Annotated in this window: 16 protein-coding genes; 6 read left to right on the top strand and 10 right to left on the bottom strand. The window is 59.8% G+C overall.

Annotated elements, in window-relative coordinates:
- Nucleotides 1-10: 10 nt before the first annotated feature.
- Nucleotides 11-271 carry a hypothetical protein gene (locus M3087_RS04200; protein WP_249093962.1) on the bottom strand — a complete coding sequence of 87 codons (261 nt, stop codon included), beginning with the start codon at nt 269-271 and terminating at the stop codon, nt 11-13.
- A gap of 692 nt (nt 272-963) precedes the next feature.
- Nucleotides 964-2058: a tyrosine-type recombinase/integrase gene (locus M3087_RS04195; RefSeq protein ID WP_022384970.1), complete on the bottom strand. Its 1095-nt coding sequence runs from the start codon at nt 2056-2058 to the stop codon at nt 964-966.
- A 343-nt stretch (nt 2059-2401) separates the two neighbouring features.
- Between M3087_RS04195 and M3087_RS04190 the strand changes: the two genes are divergently transcribed.
- The 4 genes from M3087_RS04190 to M3087_RS04175 are packed head-to-tail and all read left to right on the top strand — an operon-like array spanning nt 2402 to nt 10567.
- Nucleotides 2402-4357 (top strand): calcineurin-like phosphoesterase C-terminal domain-containing protein, encoded by a 1956-nt coding sequence (locus M3087_RS04190; protein WP_249093961.1) that lies wholly within the window; start codon nt 2402-2404, stop codon nt 4355-4357.
- A gap of 33 nt (nt 4358-4390) precedes the next feature.
- A complete protein-coding gene (locus M3087_RS04185; RefSeq protein ID WP_249093959.1) occupies nt 4391-7717 on the top strand; it encodes a SusC/RagA family TonB-linked outer membrane protein in 3327 nt (1108 codons plus the stop codon).
- 19 nt (nt 7718-7736) lie between these two features.
- Complete coding sequence (locus tag M3087_RS04180) at nt 7737-9290, top strand: SusD/RagB family nutrient-binding outer membrane lipoprotein (protein ID WP_249093957.1); 1554 nt, start codon at nt 7737-7739, stop codon at nt 9288-9290.
- Between the two features lie 44 nt (nt 9291-9334).
- Nucleotides 9335-10567: a BACON domain-containing protein gene (locus tag M3087_RS04175; RefSeq protein WP_249093955.1), complete on the top strand. Its 1233-nt coding sequence runs from the start codon at nt 9335-9337 to the stop codon at nt 10565-10567.
- 198 nt (nt 10568-10765) lie between these two features.
- On the opposite strand, the gene M3087_RS04170 is transcribed toward M3087_RS04175, so the two are convergent.
- The 4 genes from M3087_RS04170 to ruvB form a co-directional block, all read right to left on the bottom strand.
- On the bottom strand, nt 10766-13126 hold the full coding sequence (locus M3087_RS04170; RefSeq protein ID WP_249093953.1) for a TonB-dependent receptor: 2361 nt from the start codon (nt 13124-13126) through the stop codon (nt 10766-10768).
- Nucleotides 13127-13293: 167 nt separating this feature from the next.
- A complete protein-coding gene (locus tag M3087_RS04165; RefSeq protein WP_410796840.1) occupies nt 13294-15429 on the bottom strand; it encodes a S46 family peptidase in 2136 nt (711 codons plus the stop codon).
- Between the two features lie 140 nt (nt 15430-15569).
- The gene (locus M3087_RS04160) at nt 15570-17072 is read right to left on the bottom strand and encodes a lipopolysaccharide biosynthesis protein (protein ID WP_249094024.1); all 1503 of its coding nucleotides are present in this window, start codon (nt 17070-17072) and stop codon (nt 15570-15572) included.
- A gap of 85 nt (nt 17073-17157) precedes the next feature.
- Nucleotides 17158-18183 carry a Holliday junction branch migration DNA helicase RuvB gene (gene ruvB / locus M3087_RS04155; protein ID WP_022384961.1) on the bottom strand — a complete coding sequence of 342 codons (1026 nt, stop codon included), beginning with the start codon at nt 18181-18183 and terminating at the stop codon, nt 17158-17160.
- Nucleotides 18184-18449: 266 nt separating this feature from the next.
- On the opposite strand from ruvB, the gene M3087_RS04150 reads away from it, so the two are divergent.
- Nucleotides 18450-18776, top strand: a complete 327-nt coding sequence (locus M3087_RS04150) for a DUF6922 domain-containing protein (protein WP_106625695.1) — start codon at nt 18450-18452, stop codon at nt 18774-18776.
- A gap of 310 nt (nt 18777-19086) precedes the next feature.
- Here the strand turns inward: M3087_RS04150 and M3087_RS04145 are convergent, their stop codons facing one another.
- Nucleotides 19087-19854, bottom strand: coding sequence for a glycerophosphodiester phosphodiesterase (locus M3087_RS04145; protein WP_249093951.1), 768 nt, complete (start codon nt 19852-19854; stop codon nt 19087-19089).
- Between the two features lie 272 nt (nt 19855-20126).
- Here M3087_RS04145 and pafA point away from each other — a divergent pair, with 272 nt between their 5' ends.
- Nucleotides 20127-21782, top strand: a complete 1656-nt coding sequence (gene pafA, locus M3087_RS04140; RefSeq protein ID WP_249094022.1) for an alkaline phosphatase PafA — start codon at nt 20127-20129, stop codon at nt 21780-21782.
- A 155-nt stretch (nt 21783-21937) separates the two neighbouring features.
- Here pafA and uxuA read toward each other — a convergent pair whose 3' ends face one another.
- Genes uxuA through M3087_RS04125 form a run of 3 tightly spaced genes read right to left on the bottom strand, consistent with a single transcriptional unit; the run spans nt 21938 to nt 24667 of the window.
- Nucleotides 21938-23113, bottom strand: a complete 1176-nt coding sequence (gene uxuA, locus M3087_RS04135) for a mannonate dehydratase (RefSeq protein WP_249093948.1) — start codon at nt 23111-23113, stop codon at nt 21938-21940.
- Between the two features lie 41 nt (nt 23114-23154).
- Entirely contained in the window at nt 23155-23967 is an 813-nt protein-coding gene (locus M3087_RS04130; protein WP_249093946.1) for an SDR family oxidoreductase, read from the bottom strand.
- A 13-nt stretch (nt 23968-23980) separates the two neighbouring features.
- Nucleotides 23981-24667, bottom strand: a complete 687-nt coding sequence (locus M3087_RS04125; protein ID WP_249094021.1) for a WbqC family protein — start codon at nt 24665-24667, stop codon at nt 23981-23983.
- Between the last annotated feature and the right edge of the window lie 9 nt (nt 24668-24676).

The raw sequence follows: 24676 nt of genomic DNA, 5'->3' as shown, positions 1-24676 counted from the left end.
TGTCAAAGTGTCAAACGAATCGCCCGAGAAAGGCCTTCCTTGCACCAAAATACGAGTTGGTGACCGGGAAGGGCCTTCTCGGGCGATTCGCTAAATACACATTGTCGCCGATGGAGGCTGTTCCGTTTCGTTGTGTCTGCCCGGAAGTGTGCGTGGTGTGCAAACAGGCAAGGTATAGGGGTAAAAGATGTGCCATATAATAGTTTGAAAAATGATGCGTCCGCAGACCTTCTGGAGAGCCAATGTCATTATTTTGGAATTGGTTTTCCATATTCTTTACATCGAATCGCGAAACAATATTGTTTGAGTCGTGAAACAATATTGTTTGACGAACCAAACACAAGTGTTTGACGGGTGAAACAATATTGTTTGGAACGTCAAAGAGAAGTGTTTCGTGTGAATAAAGCAAAAATGAATGGGCGATAAGGAAGGAAATTGCAAATCGGATTTAACCTTTACGCGCTGGTTTGCCCGTTTTTTCAAAAGTACGCGTTAGCTGAAAACGTCCAATCGGGAAAATGTGGAAGGAAAACGGCGGTTTATCCTTCCATAGTGTCAAAGGCAGCAGAACGGACAGCCCGCGCTGCCCGTTCTCGTCGGGTGACCATGCACTGACCAAAGTCGGAAGTGTGCAGGGTCTTTCGCTTTCTCTTACATCGGATGATGCGTGCATCCGATAATTCCCCTAATCTAACGTATATGAATTGTAAAAATATGATACTAATTCTCTGTTTGGCTCCTATGAATGATGGGATTAGGATGTATCAGAGGAAGGACCGGCGGGAAGGGACAACGGGCTGCAACGTCCTTGCAGAGGGACTTCCGTGTAGCAGGGGTCAGGCGGCTGTGCAGATGCGGGCAATAGCCGTACCCACTACCACACCCCTTCGGAGAACCCTTTACCGGTGAGCAGGATGGACTGCCGCAACGTCGGGGCAGGTGACCATCCGGTGACCGGACCTGTTACTCCCACTCCGGGTCAAGCTCCAGTGTAGGCAGGCTGTCGACCGCCTTCCGCTTGAGCTCGTCGGCGATGTGGATGTACTTCTCCGTGTGGCGGATGGTGGAGTGCCCTGCCAGTTCGGATGCCGTCTTGATGTTCGCCCCGTTGAGGAGCAGGTTCGTCACGAACGAGTGGCGGGCACAGTGGAAGGTGATGTGCTTGTCGATGCCCGCGCTGCGCATCCACCGCTTGAGCACCCTGCCCGCGTAGGAGTACGAGGGGAGGACAAAGAGGCGTCCGTCTGTCGCAGGACGACGGGCACGGAGCAGTGCCAGGGCGGAGTCGTTGAGTGCCAGGTGGAGGACCGCCTTGCTGGAGTGTCCCTCCACCTTCTGCTGCACCAGGTGGAGCATGCGTCCTGCCTCGTCGACACTCTCCGTCCGCAGAGCCACGACGTCACACCAGCGCAGCCCCGTCATGCAGGCGAAGAGGAAGGCACGCTTCACTTCGGCGTGCAGGCAGGGCACGGTGGCGAGGCGGCGTATCTCGTCCTGGGTGAGCACCGCCTTGGTGAACTCGTTCTGCTGCACGAGGCGGACGTGTGCGGCGGGGTTGACCTCCATGTAGTGCTGCTCCACGGCGAAGTCCAGGCACTGCTTGAACTTGTTGAAGTAGCCCGTCGGTGTGTGCCCCGAGAGGTGCTCGCGCAGGTAGTCGTAGAACTTCAGGCAGAACGTCCGGTCGATGCGCCAGGTGTAGAGCGGACGGTTGGCGGTGAAACGGACGAGCTGTGCGAAGGCAGCCTGCACCATCTTGATGTCCTTGCGCCGGTACTGGGCGATGAAGGCGGTACAGACGTCGCGCAGGTCGGTGTGCGCGTTCCCCTTCGTGGTGCGGATGCCGCTGCGCTCGGTGATGAGCTCCAGTTCGCGGCGGCTTCGTACGGCGAGCGCCATCTTCATCTTCTCGCGGTTGAGCTTGCGTGTGGCGGTGTCGACGGGGTCCTCCAGTGTCAGGTGGAGCGACTCGCGCCAGCGTTTGTGTCCGAAGCTGAAGTTCAGGTAGAGCGCCACGCGTCCGCCTGCCAGCTTCCGTTTTTCAACAGTAATTCCCATAGTGGTAAATTGATTAGGTGATTGTTCCGCCCCTGCCCGTCCCCTCCCACGCGGAGGAGGCATCGGGGGCTTTCGTGCGTTTATGATATGGGAATTATGCGAGAAGTCGCTCCGATGGACGGAGGAATCGGTGTACCCGTCGCTTGTCAGGGTGAGGGGCGGACGGACGCATCCGCACCGGAAAACCGACTTCCGGAGGATGGGGACGGAACCCGTTGAGCGGTCCGTGCTTGTAACGCAAATGTCCCCGAAATGTAACCGTCCGGACATCGTTCCGTCATACCCTCACCCTACTTTTGCGCGTGCTTTCAGGAAACTCTAACACCTTTTAAAGAATAGTATGATGAGAACAAGACTTCTTGACTGGACGCGGCTCGGCGTGTGCCTGCTGCTCGTGAGTGCGGGCATGGCAGGCTGCGGCAACGAGGCCGGTTCCATGAATCCCCTCAACGGTTCCATCCCTGTGAAAGGGATTGTCCTCCCCTCTTCCGTCAGTGTCGGACGGGACGAACTCCTCTTCCTGCGTGGCAACGGCATCCTCACCACAGACCGGCTGGAGCTTGCCTCCGCCGACCGTACGTTCACCGTCAGTGTGGCCGAGACTTCCGATACAGGCTTTGCCGTCAGCCTGCCCGACGACTTTGTTTCGGGCGACTACCGCCTCGCCCTCCTGCGCGACGACCAGCGGCTGGAGCTGGGCAGCCTCAGCATCAACCTCACCGCCTCCATCCTTGTCCCCGACCGGGAAGGCATGACCGTGAAGGGTGTGGTGGCATGCGACGGGCAGGGCGTGGCAGGCGTGGTGGTGTCCGACGGCTTCGAGGTGACATCGACCGACGCCGACGGCATCTACTACCTGCCTTCGGAGAAGCGCAACGGCTATGTGTTCATCTCCCTCCCCTCGGGCTACGAGGTGGAATGCCGCAACGGCAACGAGCCGCAGTTCTTCAAGCGGCTGACGGCAGCTGCCGGGGTATCCGAACAGCAGGACTTTGCCCTCCGTCGGGTGGACAACGACCACCACAAGCTCTTTGTCGTGACGGACTTCCACCTTGCCAACCGCAATGACGACCTCAAGCAGTATGACGACTTCGTGACCGACATTAACGCGACCATTGCCGCAGAGACTGCCGACGGCACACCCGCCTACGCCATCGACCTGGGCGACCTGAGCTGGGACCTCTACTGGTACTCCAACAGCTTCGCCCTGGCACAGTGCCTCACGCAGGCAGACCGCATCGGCTGTCCGCTCTTCCACTTGCCGGGCAATCACGACAACGACCCCTACAAGGCAGACGACTGGGATGCCGAACAGCCGTTCAAGGACGATGTCTGTCCCACCTACTACTCGTTCAACCTCGGCCGCGTGCACTACGTCCTGCTGGACAACGTGCGCTACATCAATACCGGCGGCGCGGAAGGAGTTGTCGGGGAGCGCGACTATGAAGGGGTCATCGTCGACCCGCAGATGGAATGGCTGCGCAAGGACCTCTCCTACATCACCGACCCGTCCACGCCCATCGTCGTGGCAATGCACGTCAATCTCTACCGCAATCCGCTCATCGCGGGCGGCAGTCAGCTGGACCTGCTCTCGCTCGACAACGGCAGTGAACTCCAGAGCCTGCTGGCACGCTTTGACCGCGTGGAGGTGCTCACGGGGCACACCCACCTCAACTTCACCGTGGAGAAGGACAACCTGATGGAGCACAACGTGGCTGCCGTCTGCGGCACGTGGTGGTGGACCGGCAAGGACGGCTATGCCGACAACTACATCTGCAAGGACGGTTCACCCGCCGGCTATGCCGTGTGGGACCAGAACGGGACCGACAGTCAGTGGTACTACAAGGGGACGGGCGAAGGACGCGACTATCAGTTCCGCACGTATGACCTCAACGAGTGCCACATCACCGCGGCGAAGTATGCGCCCGGCGCGTCGGAGGAAGACCTGGCACGCTATACCGGCAGCTACGCCACCGCCCGTACGGACAACAAGGTGCTCATCAACGTCTGGGGCTACGACCCCGCCTGGAAGGTGGAGGTGAGCGAGAACGGTGTCCCGCTCGCCGTGACCCGCGTCTCCGTCAAGGACCCGCTGCACCTCATCTCCTACGAGGCACTGCGTCTGGACAAGGGTGCCACACCGACGTCGTCCTTTGAGACCGACGCCACGGGCCACATGTTCGAGGTGACGGCATCGTCTGCCACCTCCACGCTCGACATCCGCGTGACCGACCGCTTCGGCCGCGTCTATACCGAGCAGATGATACGTCCGAAAGCCCTGAGCACGGACATGAAGTAAGGGTACAAACGAACGAACACATACACTTAGACTATGAAACAAGCAAAATGCAACTTCCGCCGGGCAGGACTGCTCTTCGCAACCTCCCTGCTGGCGTTCCAGCTGTCTGCCCAGGAAAGGGAACTGACGGGCAGCATCTTCGAAGCCGACGGCGTGACCCCTCTCATCGGTGCGACAGTCAAGGTGAAGGGGAGCAATGTGGGCACGGTGTCCGACCTCGACGGGCACTTCCGCCTGCGTGTTGACGGGAAAGATGTGGTGCTGGAGGTCTCCTACATGGGATTCGTCCCCCAGGAGGTGAAGGCCGACGCACGAGGCAACCTGCGCGTGGTGTTGCAGGAATCGTCGGTGATGCTCAACGAGACGGTAGTCACCGCACTCGGCATCACCCGTGAACAGAAGTCACTGGGCTACGCCGTGTCCAAACTCGGCGAGGACGAGGTGACCAGCAACCTGTCGAACAACTGGCTCAATGCCCTCGACGGCAAGGTGGCAGGCCTGACCATGGCTAGTGCCGGAGCCGGACCGGGAAGCTCGCTGCGCGTGACCCTGCGTGGCGACCAGTCGCTCAACTACGGGTCGAACGAAGCCCTCTTCGTGGTGGACGGCATCCCCGTCAATTCGGGTACGACACAGACGAAGGCGGTGAGCAACTATGCACAGGCTGACGCCCCCGTGGACTTCGGTAACGGTGCCAGCGACATCAATCCCGAGGACATCGAGTCGGTGAGCGTCCTGAAGGGTCCGGCGGCAACCGCCCTCTACGGTTCGCGCGCTGCCAACGGCGCCATCATCATCACCACGAAGAAGGGACGTACGGACAAAGGCATCGGGGTGACCTTCAGTTCCTCCGTCGTGTGGGAGCAGGCAGGCTATTTCCCCGAGTTCCAGAAGGAGTACGGTTCCGGTTCGGACCTCGGTCTGCAGCCCTTCTGCTTCTGGACACTCCCTGCCGAAATGACTGCCGACGGAGTTGCCGTCAACCGCCACATCTCGCGCTACGCTTTCGGTGAGAAGTTCGATGCGAACAAGCTGCGCTATCAGTATAACTCCAAGAACTGGGAAACCGGCACCTTCACGCCGACCCCGTGGGTCTACCAGGACGACTGGTACACCGGACTCTTTGAGACCGGCCTGACATTCGACAACTCGGTGAGCATCGACGGCAGCAACGGCAAGGGGACGAGCGCCCGCCTCTCCATCACCGACCGGCGCAACGACTGGATCCTGCCCAACACGGGGTACGAACAGCAGAGCTTCGCCCTCTCGTTCACTTCCGAGTTGAACAAGTACCTTACCATCAATGCCAAGGCGAACTACTACCACAAGACGAGCGACAACCTCCCTGTGAGCGGATACAGCTCCAGCTCGCCCATGTACCAGCTCGTGTGGGGCTACAACAACAACAGCATGTCGCAGTGGCGCGACGAGTACTTCCAGGGCCGCTACACCCGCGCCAACTGGGAGAATGCCGAGGGTACGGACGGCAACAGCCTGGTCTATCCCTCGGGCGACGGCTCGTGGAACCCCTACCGTACGCTCTATGAGGCCCTCAACGGGATGGACAAGAACCGCTTCTTCGGCAACCTGGGCATCACCGCCAACCTGCTGCCCGGTCTGACGCTCAACCTGCGCGGCGGTGTGGACTTCTCGGATGAGTTCCGTACGCAGCGCCGTCCGAAGTACTCCGAGTGGAAGGACGGCTTCTACCGCGAACAGGACCTGCGCAGCTATGAGTCGAACATCGACTTCCTGCTCCGCTACACGGGCGACGCCTTTGACAAGCGCTTCGGCTACTCCGTCGCTTTCGGCGGCAACCGGATGTACAGCAAGTACTACAACAACCGCATCACCCTCGAAGAACTCGATGTGGAGGGCGTGTACAACCTGAGCAACGTCCCCTCGGACACGAAGCCGGAAATCTATACGTACCGCTCCGAGAAGGCCATCAACAGCCTCTACGGCATGGCGTCGCTCAGCTGGGACGACACCTACTACCTGGACATCACCGGACGCAACGACTGGTCGAGCACGCTGGCGCGCAGCAACTGCTCCTACTTCTATCCGTCGGTGTCGGGAAGTGTCCTGCTGAGCAACGTGTTCAATTTCCGCGACCACCTGCCTGTGGTGGACTTCATGAAGCTGCGTCTGTCGTGGGCGAACGTGGGTAATGACACCAGTCCCTACTCGCTCGACCAGTACTACTCCACCACCGACTATTCGGGCGGCTATACCCTGCCGGGCACTATCCCCGACCCGCTCATCAAGCCCGAGAACGTCGAGAGCTGGGAGACCGGCCTCGAGATGAGTCTCTTCAAGAAGCGCGTCACCTTCGACGTGGCCTTCTACAAGTCGAGCACGACCGACCAGATCGTCTCCGTCGCACTGGACCAGATTACGGGTGCTACGGGCATGAAGATTAACGCCGGCGAGATACAGAACAAGGGCATCGAGATCAGTGCCAACTTTGTCCCGGTAAAGACGAAAGACTTCACGTGGTCGTTCGGCCTCAACTGGTCGCGCAACTACAACAAGCTCGTCAGCCTGCAAGATGACTGGGACCCCTCCACACCGCTCCAGACCGACATGGGTACGACCATCGGCGGACGTACGTATGTCTATTCCTACGTGGGCGAAGAGATGCACATCATCTACGGACGCGGCTTCCAGCGTGCTCCCGAAGGTTCGTTCTATACCGACGAGAACGGCAACCGCGTCGACTGTTCGGGCATGGTGCTCGTCGACGAGAAGACCGGTTACCCGATGCTTGACGACAACCCCACGCGGCGCATCGGCAAGGTCAACCCCGACTGGCGTGCCGGCATGACGCAACGCTTCCGTTACAAGGACTTCACCCTGAGCGCAACATTCAGCGGACAGTATGGCGGCCATGCTTTCTCGGTGACGAACTTCTCCCTGGCCTACCAAGGCAAGCTGACCAACTCGCTCGAAGGACGTGCCGACGGGCTCGTGCATCCGGGTGTGAACGCCATTGTCCAGGAGGACGGCTCGGTGGCCTATCAGAAGAACAACACCATCACCGAGGACATACAGACCTACTACAACAAGTACATCTGGAACCGGGACAACACCGAGATGAATACCTTCAGTACCTCCTTCCTCAAGCTCAAGGAGGTGCGCCTCGACTACCAGGTGCCCGCCTCCTTCCTCAAGAAGACCAAGGTCATCCAGCGTGCCAACGTGGGCGTGTATGCCACCAATGTCTTCTGCCTGACCAGCTTCCCGCAGTATGACCCCGAAGTGGGTATGCTCAACGGCAGCGACATCTACAAGGGCATCGAGGCGATGTCGTTCCCCATGACGCGCACTTATGGTCTCAACGTGAAACTCGCATTCTAACCTCAAAGCACAGATGACAATGAAACCACTCCATACATTCGTGACCGGCTGCCTGCTGGCGGCTTCGCTTCTGGGCACGTCGTGCACGACAAACTTCGAAGATATCAATACGAACCCCAACAAGATGACCGTGGGCGATATCGAGGCGAGCCGCATGCTCGAACCGATTATCTACGGCGCATCCAAGCAATGGCAATACTACACGTGGTACTGGAACGACGAGCTGATCCAGTTCACCGCCTTCACGGGCGGAACGACCCGTCAGGAGCACCGCTACTTCATCTCCGACCAGGACTGGAAGGGCGTCTGGAACTTCTACAGCAGCTATGCCAACAACACGCTCCACATGGCTTCGCTTGCTGCGGAGGACGGCGACGTGGCTATCCAGGCGATGGCGCTCACGCTGAAGGTACTCTTCATGTCGAACCTGACCGACATGTTCGGCGATATCCCTTACTCCGAAGCCTTCCAGGGACGTGAGGAGGGAGGCACGAAAACACCGAAATACGACTCACAGCAGGAGGTCTACGAGCAGATGTTCGCCGACCTCGAAGCCGCGAACGAACTCTATGCTACACAGCCCACGATGCTCGACGGCAACCTGGACGGGCTCTACGGCGGCGATATGGCAGCCTGGCGCAAGTTCAACAACACCCTCTACATGCGCCTGCTCTGCCGGGTCGGCGGACGTAGCGAGATGAACGTGGGACAGCGGATGCGTGCCCTCCTTGCCGACCCGGGCAAATACCCGCTCTTCGCTTCCAATGCCGACAATGCCCGGGTGGACTATACGGGCATCAAGCCCTATGTGAACTACTTCACGGACGAGACCGAGAACGAGTTTACTGCCAGCGGACGCAAGCTCACCGAGCAGTTCATCAAGATGACCGTCATCAGCGAGAACGGCATCCAGCTCTATCAGGACCCGCGCCTGCCCATCTGGGGCAAGAAGCATCCGAGCCGCGACACGTGGAAGGGGACCATCTCGGGCTGTACCAATGCCCAGCAGAGCGATGCCGACAGCGGAGCCTCGCGCCTGAACTACGAAGTGTTCTGCCGGGCACTCTGTCCTTCATTCTTCCTGTCTTATGATGAGCTGGAGTTCATCTTTGCCGAGGCAGCCCTGAAGGGATGGATTGACGGAGGCGAGCAGGCAGCACGTACCTACTACGAAGCAGCGGTGACCGCCTCGATGGAGAAGTGGAACGAGCTGGGAGCCTATTCGCTGACGCCTGTCACCATCACGGCGGACGATGTGGCAACCTTCCTGGCATCCGACCTTGCCTCCTGGGACGGACACACCAACAAGGAACAGCTCATCGGCGAGCAGAAGTACCTCGCGCTCTTCTGGACCGGCATGGAAGCCTATCACGAGTATCGTCGTACGGGCTATCCGGTGCTGACTATCGGTGAAGGAACCTTCAACGACCATATCCTCCCTACCCGCTTTGCCTATCCTGCTACCAGCGTGGCGACCAATGCAGCCCATGTGGAGGAGGCGCTGCAGCGCATGGGAGGCGAGAACAACATGAAGACGCCCGTGTGGTGGAGCAAGCAGGCCATCGGACGTTGAGCGGCATGAGACATAGCATAAACCGATAAAACACAGAGAAAGTCATGAAATCACTGATACACTATTTCCTGGGAGGGCTCTTGTACGTGGTTGCCGCCTGCTCTTTTGCGGCGTGCGATGACGAAGAGACTTATCCCGACAACCCCTATCTGCACCTGGAGAACGAACAGACCACGTTTGAGGCGGGTGCGTCGAAGACCGAATATACCGTGACCGTACGTTCCAACTGTCCCTGGCAGGTGGTGTGCCGCACCGAAGGTACCGACTGGGTACGTGCCTTCCCTGACGAGGGCGACAAGGACGGACACTTCAACCTCATCGTGAGTGCCAACTCCGGCTTCCAGGCACGGCAGGCAGAGTTCGCCCTCGTCGTGGGTGAACAGGAGTATCCCATCCTGCTCTGCGTCAACCAGGCGGCAAGTGTGCCTACCATCACCGTCGGCGATGGCAGCGGTACGGTGCGTGTCCCGTCGGCAGGCGGACCGGTCACCGTCACTTCACAGGCGAATGTGGAGTGGACCTGCAGCGTCGATGCGGCAGCACAGGACTGGCTGCGCTTTGACTCCATATCGGCGCAGGGGCTCATCTGCCTGACGCTGGCGCAGAACAACGGGCTGGAGCGCACGGGCATCCTCCATTGTACGTCCGACGCCGAGCCGTCGGCGAATGTCGACATCAGCGTAGTGCAGGCTTCGGGCAGCATCCTTCTGCAGGAGGACTTCAGCTGGCTGAACTACGGCACGGCAATCACCTATGACACCGACGGGCAGGTACGTATCGACTCCTGGACTGCCGATGAGCTGGCGCACGGATGGACCTCCACACCCAACTCTGCCAGCAAGGACGAGCCGCTGGTCTATGGTTGCCTGGGCTTCGTCAAGCTGGGCAAGACGAATTATGCGGGTGACCTCGTCTCGCCGAAACTGAAGGTCGACGGTACGGTCAACGTGAAGGTGACCTTCAAGGCGTGCGGATATGTCTCGAAAGGCGGGACGCGTGATGACAACGAACTCTACGTCTCGGTCATCGGTCCGGGTACGGTGAAGGCAGACAATCCGTTCATCATCGACAACTATCCCAACTCGAGCAAGAATGAGTATGGTGAGGGGTACGACGTCTGGAGCCCCGACATTGCCGAGCGCTCCTTCACCATCGAAGGAGTCACGGACGAGACCCAAATACGCTTCATGGCGGGCGTTTCGTTCGACCTGCACGGGGTGGGACAAGGCAAGAACCGCATCTTCCTTGACGACATCACGGTGGCGATACTGGAATAGTACCGTAGCCTTCACACAATGAATTATTCGGACACGATTGTTTGTTCTTTTCAGAAAACGGCGTATCTTTGCCGTGCCCCTTGGGCAACACATACACAATCTAATCATTAATACAAGCGGAAAAAGCGACTCCTCCATCACGCCGATGGAAAGAGTCGCTTTTTTTCATTGTTTTCCGTTGCCGGGAGAAGGCGTCCGTCAGTAGACAATCTTTGCGCCGACGAAGAAGCTGCGGGGTGTTGACGGACCGTAGATGTAGGCAGAGTCGCGGTTCCAGCCCGTGTCGAGGTCTTTCTGGAAGGCGTCGGTGAGGTTCTGCACACCGGCATTCACCTGGAGGGTGAGGTGCGAGCCGACGGGGAAGTCATAGCTCACCTTCGTGCCCAGGGTGAAGAAGCTGCGCGTGTCGACCGCCACGGGTGTCTCCGTGCCCGAGCCTGCATTGTGCCCCACGAGCATGCTGCCCGTGTAGTTGCCCGTCAGCGAGACCGAGAGGCGGCTGAGCGGCGTCAGCGTGGCGGTGAAGTAGCCGTAGGTGTCGGGCGTGCGCATCATGCGGCGGTACAGCTGTTCGGGGACGTCCTCGTTCCAGGCGATGGCCTCGTCGTAGAGGCTCCGTTGCAACGTCAGTCCTGCCTGTACCTGCAGCAGCCGGTCGAACGCCACCTTGCCTTCGAGGTTGATGCCGTAGACCTTTGCCCCGTAGGCGTTGTAGCGCTCCTGCACGCTGTTTCCGTTGGCGTCCTTCTCTTCCAGCTGACGCAGGGCGAACACGTGGGACAGCTTGGTGTAGAAGCCTTCGACGAGCAGGTTTGCCTGGATGGCGTCGCCGAAGCGGCGGTAGAGGTCGGCGGAGAGGCTGAAGCTGTTGGAACGCTCCTCGCGCAGCCCGTCGGCAAGCACCGTCACGAGCCGGCTGCCACCCACCATGCCCACGTGGAGGTCCTCGTCGAACGTCTGCGGGGCACGGAAACCGCCCGAGTAGCTCAGTCGCAGGTTGACGTCATCCGTCGGGTTAAAGCGCACGTTGACGCGGGGGCTGAAGATGAGGCGGTCGATGAAGTTGTGCTTGTCGAGCCGTCCGCCCAGGAGGAGGCTCCACTGAGGGGTCTTCCATTCGTTCTGGAAGAAGAAGCTGCCGATGTGTGCCTTCTGCTCCAGCCGGTGGTCATAGCCCTTGATGACGTCGGTCAGCCTGTCGGTGTTGTACTCCGCGCCCAGCGTCAGGTCGGCGGGCATGAAGAGCAGACGGGGGAAGGAGTGGACGTACTGCGTGCCGAGGATGTAGTTCAGGTTGTGTGTCGTGCCGTACGCCTTGGCAGCCGTCTCGATGTCGTCGGGCGTGCCCTCGCCGATGCCGCCGTAGTAGCTCTTGCGAGTCGTTGCCTGGAAGGAGAAGTAGGCGTTCACGCGGTCCTGTCCGTCGGGGGCGAGGAAGTCGTACGCCAGTCCGCCTCCGTGGATGTTGTGCTCTGCCTGTTCGGCGACGTTCGCCTCGTGGGGTGGCAGGTCGAAGGCGTTTCCTCCGCGGCGGAAGTCACTGATGCCGTGGTATTGCAGCGTGAACTTCGAGGACGGACTGACGCGCAGGAAGCTGTTCAGTCCCAAGGTCTGCGAGCGGAGTACCGGTAGCTCGGTGTAGCCGTCGCCGTTGGCATCGTAGCCCTGGCGGTAGCGGTTCTGTCCGTATGCCATGAAGCCCGCCCGTGCATCGTCGGTCAGAAGGGAGACGTTCGCCGTGGTCGTGTTGTCGAAGGCATCCCCTCCCCCGATGGCAGTGAAGGTGTGTCCTGCCTCCGCCCAGTTGCGCACGGGTTCCTTGGTGATGATGTTGATGGTCCCTCCGATGGCAGAGGCGCCGAAGAGTGCCGAACCGCCGCCGCGCACCACCTCGACGCGCTCAATCATGTTGGCGGGGATCTGCTCCAGCCCGTAGACGCCGTTGAGCGAGGAGAACACCGGACGCGAGTCGATGAGTATCTGCGAGTAGTGTCCGTCCAGTCCGTTGATGCGCACCTGCGAGAAGCCGCAGTTCTGGCAGTCGTTCTCCGTACGTACGCCCGGCTGGAAGTTCAGCCCCTGCACGAGGCAGGCGGACTGGGTAGTCTCGAAGAGCTTGGAGCTGAGGACGCTCACGAGGTTGGGTGCTTCGCGTCGGCGTGTCTCGCTGCGGTTGGCGGAGACGACCACTTCGTCGAGTGCGACGTCAGACTCCTCCAGCTCGAAGTTCAGTTCGCGTGTGTGCCCGGCGGTGGTGGTCACCTCGCGCTGCTGTGTCCGGTAGCCGATGGCTCCCACTTCGAGGGTGATGCGTCCCACGGGGAGGTTCTTGAGGAAGTAGTGTCCGGTGGCGTCGGTCATTGCGGCGAGGGTGGTTCCCTTCACCGTCACGCGGATGTAGGGCAAGTGCTCGCCCGTCTTCTTGTCAATCACATGTCCGTAGACATTGGCGTCAGTGTTCCGTTCTGCGGTCACGACCGTGTCGGCTGCCACACGCTGTGGCATTGCCGGTGCCAGCACGAGCAGGCACAGGAGGGATAGGTTTAGAATAGATTTCATATCAAGGTTTATTGGTGAAACGTTGTTTGCCGTGGTACTAGCCGTTTCGCCGGTTGACGCGCCAAAGGTAAGGCACAGACAACAAAGGTGCGGCATGCTCTCGTCTGAAAAGCATGCCGCACCTTGCAAAATACCTACTTCTAGGTAGGCGTGTCAGCGTGAAGCCGTCACTTCAGCTTCAGTTCGTTGATGAGGCGGTCGGCGTGACCGTAGTTCTCGATCACGTAGAGCACGTAGCGGATGTCCACGCCGATGCAGCGCTGGAGCTTCGGCGAGAAGACGATGTCTCCGCTCATGGCTTCCCAGTTGCCGTCGAAGGCGAGGCCGATGAGCTCTCCCTTGCCGTTGAACATTCCGCTGCCGGAGTTTCCGCCGGTGATGTCATTGGTCGAGAGGAAGCAGGTGTTCATGTCTCCCTGCTTGTTGCCATAGCGGCCGTAGTTGCCGTTGAAGAGCTTGAGGACTTCCGGCTGGATGTAGTAGTCGCTGTTCTGTGCGCCCTTCTTTGCCTTTTCGAGGATGCCCTGCGTGGTGGTGTAGTAGTTGTAGTGTACGGCGTCGAGCGGGTCATAGCTCTTCACCACGCCGTAGCTCATGCGCAGGGTGGAGTTGGCGTCGGGGTAGAAGTCGCGGTCAATCTCCATCTCGCGCAGCGCGTCGCAGAGCTTGCTCTCGTTGAGTGCCACGACCTCGTCGTCCTTTCCCGACTCGTCGGCTATGCCGTTGTAGGCCTGGATGAGCGAGACGGCAACTTGCGTCATGGGGTCCTGACGCAGGTTGAACGTCGTGTCATTGGCGAGGAAGCGTTTCAGTCCGTCGAGGGTGATGAAGGCGGTGTGTGCGTAGAGGCTGTCCACGTACGCCTTGAAGTCCCCGCCGAACTTCTGTGCCACGGTCTGGTAGAGCGACGGATGGTACTTCTCGGCAGGCACTACCTCGGCATAGGTCTTGAGCATGGTCGCGAAGACCTCTTTGTCGATGTTCAGGTCCATGTCGGCGTACTTGCCTTCATAGGTTTTCAGGGTCTGCTCCTTCATCTCCGGCGTCATGTCGTTCACGCGCAGCTGGAGGAAGTTGATCACGAAGCGCGGCAGCTCGGCAGAGCCCAGCAGGCTTTCGTAGAAGAAGCTGCGTGCGTGTGAGGCATTGAAGCGCGACTTGTATGCCTGCTCCAGTGCCGGGAGCATCGTGCCGTACTTCTTCTGCATGTCGGGGTGCTGGGCGATCCAGGTGCGGAGACGGTTCTCCAGCGCCTGCTTCTGCCCGATGACTCCGAGGTCGGCGATACTCTGGTTCATGCCGATGCTGTTCTTCCAGTAGTTGGAGCTGGAGGCGAACTTCGACGCATACTTGATGCGGGTGGCGTCGTCCTGCTCCATGTAGGAGGTCCAGATGTCCTGCTTGATGCCACGGATCTGTATCATGGCTGCGTTCGAGGTCTTCATGCGCTCGTCCACGCCGAAGGAGGACAGGTACCGTTCGGTCGAGCCGGGATAGCCCATGGTCATGCAGAAGTCGCCTTCCTCATAGCCTTTGAGCGACACGGGGGCATAGGCGGATGCCTGGTAGGGCTTGTTCTCGGGGGAGTATTCGGCAGGTTCGTTGTCGGGACCGGCATAGATGCGGAAGACGGAGAAGTCGCACGTGTGGCGCGGCCACATCCAGTTGTCGGTATCGCCGCCCAGCTTGCCCAGCGACGAGGGCGGTGCATAGACGAGCCGCACGTCCTTGTAGTCCTTATAGATGGAGAGGTAGAACTCGTTGCCCTGGTAGTAGGATGCCACCTCGGCACGCAACAGCTTGTTGCCGGCGACAGCCTCCTTCTCGATGGCGCGGCTCACGGAGTCGACCACATGCTGACGGCGTCTCAGCCCCATGTCGTCGGTGAGCAGAGCCTTTACGCGCTGCGTCACGTCCTCGGTGCGGATGAGGAAGCTCACGTGTAGGTCGGGGTTGGGAAGCTCCTCCTTGTACGTGCGCGCCACAAAGCCGTTCTTCAGGTAGTCGTGGTCAGGCGCACTGTGCTCCTGGATGGAGCCGTAGCCGCAGTGATGGTTGGTGAACACCAGTCCGTCGGGTGAAACCACCACGCCCGAGCAGAAGCCGCCGAAGCTGACGATGGCGTCCTTGAACGACGGGCCGTCGGGGTTGTAGAGCTGTTTGGCGTTGAGCTTCAGGCCCAGTGCCTTCATCTGCTTCTGCGAGCGCTTGCTGAGCATGCTCAGCACCCACATGCCTTCGTCGGCATACGCACAGGGGGCGAACATCAGCGAGCAGAGGATGCCCGCTAGCAGCTTGGTCATTGTCTTTTTCATTGTCATTGGGTTTATGGATTATGGATTGTGAATAAAGCCTGCCCGGACACAGGGAAGCGGAGGCGCAGAGAAAAATAATTAAAAAACTCTGCGCTCCGCCAGCCTTGTGCGGGAGTGGGAAGACTCCCTTACGTCCGTCGGAAGAAGCGGCCGATGAACGGCAGTTGCCGTGCCGGGAGGTCCTTCTTCAGGATGTAGGCTGCAAATATCAGCAATAGCAACGTATTAAGCAAGAGGCGGAGGGCAAAAGGAAGCCCCAGGTGCCCGATAAATGTCGAGGCGGCGTAGAGCACCGCTGCCAGCAGCAGGTAGACAGCCATGCCACGCACGTCGTAGCGGATGGGGTACTTCCGCTGGCCGATGAAGTAGGACAGCAGGGTGATGACGCCGTAGCCTGCCACCGATGCCCAGGCGGAGGCGAGGTAGCCGTAGCGCGGCACGAGCCACACGTTCAGCCCCACGATGACCGCGCAGCCGATGAGCGAGAAGTAGGCACCCCAGCGCGTCTCGTCGGTCAGCTTGTACCAGAACGAGAGGTTCATGTAGATGCCCTTGAGAATCTCGGCGCCCATGACGATGGCGACCACCGAAAGCCCTTCCCAGTAGTCGCGGGCGACGAGGTAGCGCAGGATGTCCATGTAGCCCATCACGGCGAGGAAGGCGAGCAGGGCGAAGATGAAGAAGTACTTCATCGCCTTGGCATACGTCTCGCGGCTGTCGTTGTCGTTGCTCTTGCCGAAGACGAACGGTTCGTAGGCATAGCGGAACGCCTGGGTGAACATCGCCATGACCATGGCGACCTTGCTTGTGGCACTGTAGATGCCCAGCTGCTTCATGCCCTCCTGACGGTCGTCGTAGAGGAAGGGATAAATCATCTTGTCCACGGTCATGTTGAGCACGCCGACCAGTCCGAGGATGAGCAGCGGGAAGGAGTAGGACACCATGCGGCGCATGAGGGCGCGGTCGACACGGTAGCTGAAGCCGCGCAGCTCGGGGATGAAGAAGAACATCTGGACGGCGGAACAGATGAGGTTGCTCAGGAAGATGTAGCCCACCACGTAGTCCGGGTCATAGAACCAGTCGACCGTCCCGGGGGCCGTCCGCATGAGCCACGGACAGAGCACCAGGAAGAAGAGGTTGAGCGCGATGTTGCCCACGATGGAGAAGAGCTTGATGGCGGCGAACTTTATGGGCCGCTTCTTGTAGCGCAGGTAGGCGAAGGGGATGCACTGGAACGAGTCGAGCGCCACGACCACGACCATCATGCCCACGAACTCGGGGTGGTCGGCATACTCCAGCGCGTCGGAGAGCGGTCCCAGCCCGGCGAGGCAGACGATGACGAAGAGCAGTGACAGTCCGCCGACAAAGAGCAGTGCGTTGGCATAGACGCGCCGCGGGTCTTCGTCCTGCCGGTTGGCGAAGCGGAAGAACCCGGTCTCCATGCCGAAGGTGAGGAAAACGAGCATCAGCGCCGTGAAGGCGTAGACGTTCGAGACGATGCCATAGCCTCCCGTCGAGGCTGGGATGACATTCGTGTACAGGGGGACGAGCAGGTAGTTGAGAAAACGCCCCACGATGCTGCTCAGTCCGTAGATGGCCGTATCCTTGGCCAGTGATTTCAGTTCCATAATGTCTTTCAGTGAAGGACGGCGCGTGGCGGAGGAGGGAACGGCAGGCACGGACGTCCGCCTGCCTCACGGCCCCACGGTGGTCCGGTTAGTCGAACAGCGTCCTGCCGGCAGAGAAGCGGTTGCGGCCCAGGTGCTTGTAGGCAAGCTCGGTCACTTCGCGTCCGCGTGGCGTCCGCTTGATGAAGCCCTCTTTGATGAGGAACGGCTCGTAGACCTCCTCCAGCGTGCCGGGGTCTTCGCCCAGGGCGGTGGCGATGGTCGACAGCCCGACGGGTCCGCCGCCGAACTTGTCGATGATGGTCCCGAGTATCTTGTTGTCTATCTCGTCGAGCCCGTAGCGGTCGATGTTGAGAGCCTCCAGCGCAAAGCGGGCAATGTCCACGTCGATGCGTCCGGAGCCTTTCACTTGGGCGAAGTCGCGGACGCGGCGCAGCAGGGCGTTGGCGATACGCGGCGTACCCCGGCTGCGCGAGGCGATTTCCCCGGCGGCGTCGGTGTCACAGGGCACGTCCAGGATGTGTGCCGACCGCAGGATGATGCGGCTGATGATGTCGTCGTCGTAATATTCCAGGTGGAGGTTGATGCCGAAGCGGGCACGCAGGGGGGCGGTGAGCAGTCCGCTGCGCGTGGTGGCACCCACGAGGGTGAAGGGGTTGAGGTCGAGCTGGATGCTCCGTGCCGACGGGCCCTTGTCGATCATGATGTCGATGCGGTAGTCCTCCATGGCCGAGTAGAGATATTCCTCGACGACGGGCGAGAGCCGGTGTATCTCGTCGATGAAGAGCACGTCGTTCGGTTCCAGGGAGGTGAGCAGACCCGCCAGGTCGCCGGGTTTGTCGAGCACCGGTCCCGAGGTCACCTTGAAGCCCACGCCCAGTTCGTTGGCGATGATGTTGCTCAGGGTGGTTTTCCCCAGTCCGGGAGGTCCGTGCAGCAGCGTGTGGTCGAGCGGCTCTCCGCGCAGGCGTGCCGCCTTGACAAACACCTGCAGATTGTCCACGACCTTGTCCTGCCCGCTGAAGTCGCTGAACTGCAACGGGCGGAGCGCGTTCTCAAACTCGCGCTCACGGTTGTTGTACTGTTGGCTGCGTATGTCGAAGTTTTCTTCCATAATCATCCGTATTCAAGTCCAGGGTGTTGTGCCGAAGTGGTCCTCCGCAGGGAATCCAGGAATCATGCATCCCTACAGTCGGGTGGGTTCATCTGACACAACTCACTTGCAAAGGTACGATTACTTTTGCAATGCGTCTTTCTTCGCTCCCGGAAAATGAGTCTGCGAGGCAAAAGACGCCGCCCTGTTTCTTTTTGCAGGGTCCGGCTTGCCTGTTCTGACAAAAAGACCTACTTTTGTTGTAAGAACTTCTAAACCATTTGCTCATGACTATCTTTGATGATTATAAGGACTCCCGTGCAATGTGTACGCTCTCCCCTTCCCTGCTGTGGGACTATGACCTTTCATGCTTCGATTGGTGGAAGTCGCGCAAGATTGTCGTGCAGAGAGTGGTGGAGCGAGGTTGGCTCAGTGACTATTTCGCTGCTTTCGACCTTTACGGCGGCATAGAGGGCTTTCGCCAGATTGTTAAGGAACTGCCCCACCTCTCGTCCCGGGACATGAACTTTGTCTGTATCGCGTTTGATTTGAAAAAGGAGGAACTGTCATGCTACACACGGAAACTGTTGCGGGAACAACGCTTGAGCTCTTGAAACATTCCTTTTTTCCCGTTCCTCAGACAGTAAAAACAAACAACATATCCCTCTTCCGCCTCGTCCCTTTTTCTCTCTAAAAACACCCCTTGATTATCAATCACTTATGAAGAGTTTCGTACGAGCCTGTCCGTACGCTCGTGGCGACGTGTCCGTACGAAGCAGGGAACCCGTGGGTACAAATCGGATGGTAAAAAAAGTCCACGCTCGGAGCGCTGCGGCTTTCAGCAAGCGGCAGACCCCGGCGTGGCACAAGCTTTAAAAACAATCAATAATCCCCAGTTCGTAGGTCAATATGGAAAGAAAGAGTTCACTTCTTCTCCAGCAGCCGTTTCAGCTCGACGGGCTTGTCGGTCGTGATGAAGTCTATGCGGCGGTCAATGAGCCACTGCATCACCTCGGTGTCGTCCACCGTCCATGAGTTGGTCTTCATGCCCAAGCGGTGCGCCTCGTCTATCCATCCGGGATTCTTCCGGAGCACCTTGTAGTGATAGTCGAAGCCTGCCATGCCCAACCGTTTCAGTTCGGCGGGGGTGACGTCGCCGTTCAGGTAGTAGACCGGTGCGCCGGGAGCCTGCTTCACCAGCTGCTTGCAGATGTTCATGCTGAAGGAGATGTAGTCCGTCCGCCCCTCCAGCCCGTGTTTCCGGACGAGCGCCACGATGGCCTCCACGGCACGGTTCTCGTTCGCCTCCAGCTTGTGGGGCTTGATTTCGAGGACCAGGCGGATGCCCGGCGTTTCCTTACCTTTGGCGAGGTATTGCTCCAGGGTGGGAAGCGTCTCCCCGTTGGGCAGTTTCAGGTCCTTGATGGTGGCATAGTCCGTTGTCTCAATGACGTGTCCCTGGATGTCGTCGTCGTGGTTGACCACGGGGACGCCGTCCGCAGTGATTGAGACATCGAACTCCGAGCCGTAGGCACCTGCCTCGGCAGCTTTCACGAGTGCCGCGATGGAGTTCTGTGCCGAGCCGTCACAGTCCCAGTATCCGCGGTGTGCAATCACTTGGGTTTGGGCAGACAAGGCTGTCCATGAGCCCGCAGCCAACAAGGCTGCCATCAGTATCTTTTTCATAGGCATTTGGAGTGTTTGGATGTATGGGTCCTTCGGTTTTGTTTCTCACTGGCAAAGATAGCAGCTTTCCTGTTTCATGCGTGTTACTGACGGGTGACAAAATGAAGTCCGTCCCCCTTGTCGCCGCCTTGCCACAGTGATTTTACACCGTTGTAACAGGTATGTCATTCCGACCCCCTTCTTTTGCAGTGTCAACCGACGGGGTGTGTAGCGGACGGCACGGCTGCTCGTCCCCGCGGGAGGCGACACCCGAAACCAACCATACCTATTATATAATGATGAAGAAAGCTCTTTTGACAATGTGCGCCGCCTTCGCCCTGAACCTTTGTCCGGCAGGTGCGGCAGAACCGGCGCAAGTGGAACGTCCCCGGCTGGTCGTCGGCATCGTGGTCGACCAGATGCGCTGGGATTATCTGTACCGTTATGCCGACCGCTACGGCGACGGCGGCTTCAAGCGTCTGCTGAACGACGGGTTCAGCTGTGAGAACGCCCACCTGAACTATGTCCCCACCGTGACAGCCATCGGGCACACGTGCATCTATACAGGCTCCGTCCCCTCCATCCACGGCATAGCAGGCAACGACTTCATCTTCCGTTCCACGGGGCGGAAGACCTACTGCACCGACGATGCCACCGTGCACGGTGTGGGCAGCGACAATGCGGCCGGGAAGATGTCGCCCCGCAACCTGCTTGTCACCACGCTGGGCGACGAGCTGCACCTGGCGACGAACTTCCGCGCAAAGGTCATCAGCATCTCGCTCAAGGACCGGGCGGCGATTCTCCCCGGCGGACATACCGCAGACGCCGCCTACTGGTTCGACAGCGCGACGGGACACTGGATTACCAGCTCCTATTACCGCGACGAGCTGCCGGCGTGGGTGAAGGCGTTCAATGACACCGACCCCGCCCGCCGCCTGCTGGAGCAGGACTGGCACACACTCCTTCCGTCAGACACCTACACGCAGAGCACGGCGGACGACACGCCCTATGAGGACCCCTTCGTGAAGGGCGGCAAGCCGGTGTTCCCCATTGCGACCTCGCAGCTGCTGGAGGCTGACGGCTACGGCATCGTCCGTGAGACACCCTACGGCAACACCCTGACGCTGCAGATGGCAGGCGAGGCCCTTGAGCACGAGGCGCTCGGGCAGGACAGCATCACCGACCTGCTTGCCGTCAGCCTGTCATCGACCGACTATGTGGGTCACCGCTTCGGCGTGAATGCCGTGGAGACCGAGGACACGTACCTGCGCCTTGACCGCGACGTTGCCGCCTTCCTCACCCTGCTCGACGAGAAGGTGGGGGCAGGAAACTACACCGTCTTCCTCACTGCCGACCATGCCGCCGCCCACAACGTGACGTTCCTGGCGGACCGTGGCATTCCTTCCGGCAGTTGGGACACGGGCGGCGTGAAGGCTGCGCTCGATTCGCTGGTGGCTGCGGACTTCGGCGTGCAGGATGCCGTGCAGGCGGTGATGAACTACCAGGTGTTCCTCCGTCGCGATAAGTTCCCTGACGCGGACGCCTTCGCCCGTGTGAAGCAGGCCCTCGTGCGCTACCTGACAGGCTGTGAGGGCGTCATGTATGCCGTCGACCTTGAGAAGGCAGGCTCCGCTCCCCTGCCCGCCCCTGTGCTCAGCCGTGTCATCAACGGTTACAATGCCAAGCGCAGCGGCGACATCCAGGTGGTGCTCAACCCCGGCTGGTACGATGGTGAGAGCCGTCACGGACGGGGGACGACTCACGGCGTGTGGTGTCCGTATGATACCCACGTGCCCATCCTCTTCATGGGTTGGGGCATCCGTCCGGGCGAGACCGTCCGCGAGGTTCACCTGACGGACATTGCCGCCACCGTCTCCGCCCTGCTGCATATCCAGATGCCCAGCGGATGCATCGGCACTCCCATCCGCGAGGCGGTCGGGGCTGTGGGCGACTGAACCTGAACCATTGGCCACCGCGACATAAGACAAAGGCACGGGACGATTCCTTTCGGGGTTCGTTCCGTGCCTTCGTTTGTCAGACCGGGTGCTGTCCCGCGGACAGGGTGCGGTCTCTTGTCAGGAGCTCAGTGACGGTCGTTCGCCGGCAGAGGTCAGTTCTCCTCCATGCTCTTGGCGATGCCCATTTCCAGACCACGCAGCTCGGCCAGTCCGCGCATGCGTCCCAGGCAGGAGTAGCCCGGGTTGGTCGTCTTGTGGAGGTCGTCAATCATCTGATGTCCGTGGTCGGGGCGCATGGGGATAGACATGCCGCGGCGTTGCTGGAGCTTGAGGAAGTTCTTCATGACGTGATACATGTCCACGTCGCCCTCCAGGTGGTTCGCCTCGAAGAAGTTGCCTTCGGCGTCACGCTGCGTGCTCCGCAGGTGGACGAAGTTGATGCGGTCGCCCAGGCGTTCCATCATGCCGGCAAGGTCGTTCTTGGCGGAGACGCCGAACGAGCCGGTGCACAGGCAGAGTCCGTTCGACGGGTTGGGTACTGCCTCGACGAGCTTGCAGAAGTCCTCCTCGGTGCTGAGGATGCGCGGCAGTCCCAGGATGGGCTGAGGCGGATCGTCGGGGTGGATGACGAACTTCACGCCAACCTCGTCGGCAACGGGGCATATCTGTTTGAGGAAGAAGATGAGGTTGCTGCGCAGCTTCTCGGCGTCGATGTCCTTGTAGCGGTCGAGCGCCTCTTGGAACTGTTCGACGGTGAAGCTCTCCTCCGAGCCGGGCAAGCCGGCAATCATGTTGCGCGTCAGGCGGTGCTTGTCCTCGTCGCTCATGCCGGCGAAGCGTGCCTTTGCCTTCTCGATTTCCTCGGGTGTGTAGTCCTTCTCGGCGCCCGGGCGCTTGAGGATGAAGAGGTCGAATGCCACGAAGGCGGCACGCTCGAAGCGCAGTCCGCGTGAGCCGTCCTTCATCTCGTAGGCGAGGTCCGTGCGGGTCCAGTCGAGCACGGGCATGAAATTGTAGGTCACGATGTAGATGCCGCACTTGGCGAGGTTGCGCAGGCTCTCCTTGTAGTTCTCGATGTAGCGCATGAAGTCACCCGTCTGCGTCTTGATGTGTTCATGGACGGGGACGCTCTCGACCACGCTCCACTTCAGTCCGGCAGCTTCGATCATCTCCTTGCGTTTCATGATTTCTTCCACCGTCCACACCTCTCCGTTGGGGATGTGGTGGAGTGCGTTCACGATGCCGGTGGCTCCGGTCTGTCGTATGTCTTGCAGGCTGACGGGGTCGTTGGGTCCGTACCAGCGCCAGGTTTGTTCACAGAGTATCATTGTTCTTTCCGTTTAGTTAGGGGGTTGGCTGTCGGTTGTCATTACATGGCGAACGTGTTGAAGCCTCCGTCGACCACGGCCACGGTGCCGGTGACGAACTTCGATGCGTCGCTGATGAGATACTGGATGGTGCCGTCCAGCTCCTCGGGGCGTCCGAAGCGCTTGAACGGAGTCTGGCGGATGACATCCAGTCCGCGCTGGGTGTAGCTGCCGTCAGGGTTGGTGAGCAGGGCGCGGTTCTGCTCGGTGAGGAAGAATCCCGGAGCGATGGCGTTCACGCGGATGCCCTCGCCGAACTTGGTGGCGACTTCGTTAGCCATGAACTGGGTGAAGTTGGAGATGCCGGCCTTCGCTGCCGCATAGCCGCATACGCGGGTCATCGGACGGAATGCCGCCATCGACGAGAAGTTGACGATGGAGCCTTGCTTCTGCTCTACCATCGGTTTGAGGAACACCTGGGTCGGGATGACCGTGCCGACGAGATTCAGGTTGAGCACGCGCTCGAACTCTTCGGGCTTGAGGTCGAAGAAGGTGCCCGTGGGGGCGATGGTGGCGCCGGGCATGTTGCCTCCTGCCGCATTCAGCAGGGCGTCTACACGTCCGTAGGCAGCCAGGATGTCGGCGAGGTTCTGCTCCACGACCTTGACGTCCATGACGTCGGTCTTCAGGAACATGGCTTCACCGCCTTTGGCTTTGATGTCTGCCACGATGTCTTCGCCCACTTCCGCCTTGCGTCCCATGATGACCACTTTGGCTCCTTGGGTTGCCAGGTAGCTGCCGATTTCCTTGCCGAGCACGCCGGTACCGCCGGTGATTGCTACGACCTTGTCTTTTACACTGAATAATTCGTTCATAGCTGTTTTGAATTTATGGTTCTGTTGATTTGTTGGTTCGTTTGTCTGCCGCCGTTCGGGTACCCGTCACGATGGAGTCCCTCAGGACGAGCAGGCTCTCGGGCCCCATGTTGAAGAGGAGGTCGACGATGCTCAGGTTGGGCAGGAAGCCGTGCCGGGCACTGAAGACCTGGTAGTAGGGCACCGGGCGGAAGTCCGGGTCGTCGGTACAGGGATGCTTGGGGTGTATGAGTTCGCGGACGTCCGCCTCGTCGGGACCGAACGTCTGCCTGTATTCGTCCGTGCGGACGATGTGCGGCTGCATGTCGATGAGGCTGCACACGAGCGCACAGAGTGCCTCGTTGAAGTCGTAGAGGAAGGTGTACCGCTGCTCGTAGAAGGGGCGGAAGTCGTCGGCATAGTAGTCGAAGAACGGGCTGTGGCGGTAGGCGGAGCAGAGGGCGTTCCAGTGCAGGTGGCGCCAGTTGCCGTGGTCGGAGATGCGGATGTCCTTCATCTCGCACTTCAGTGTCCCGGGCTTCTCGGTGGGGATGGAAAGGGCCAGTACGCCGTCCGCCGTGGCGATGTTGCACCGGTTGCGGTAGGTCTGCTTCACATAGTGGTCGTGCTGCTCCACGCATGCCTTGGTGCAGGCGTAGAGCTTGGTGTAGTATTGCACAGGAGCGAGGTAGGCGGAACTGAGGTAGATTGTGTCTTTCATCATCGTTGA

The organism is Mediterranea sp. ET5 (genome assembly GCF_023337025.1).
Taxonomy (GTDB): Bacteria; Bacteroidota; Bacteroidia; order Bacteroidales; family Bacteroidaceae; genus Phocaeicola_A.
Note: the sequence above shows the minus strand (reverse complement) of the source record. Positions and strands in the feature narration are given on the sequence as shown.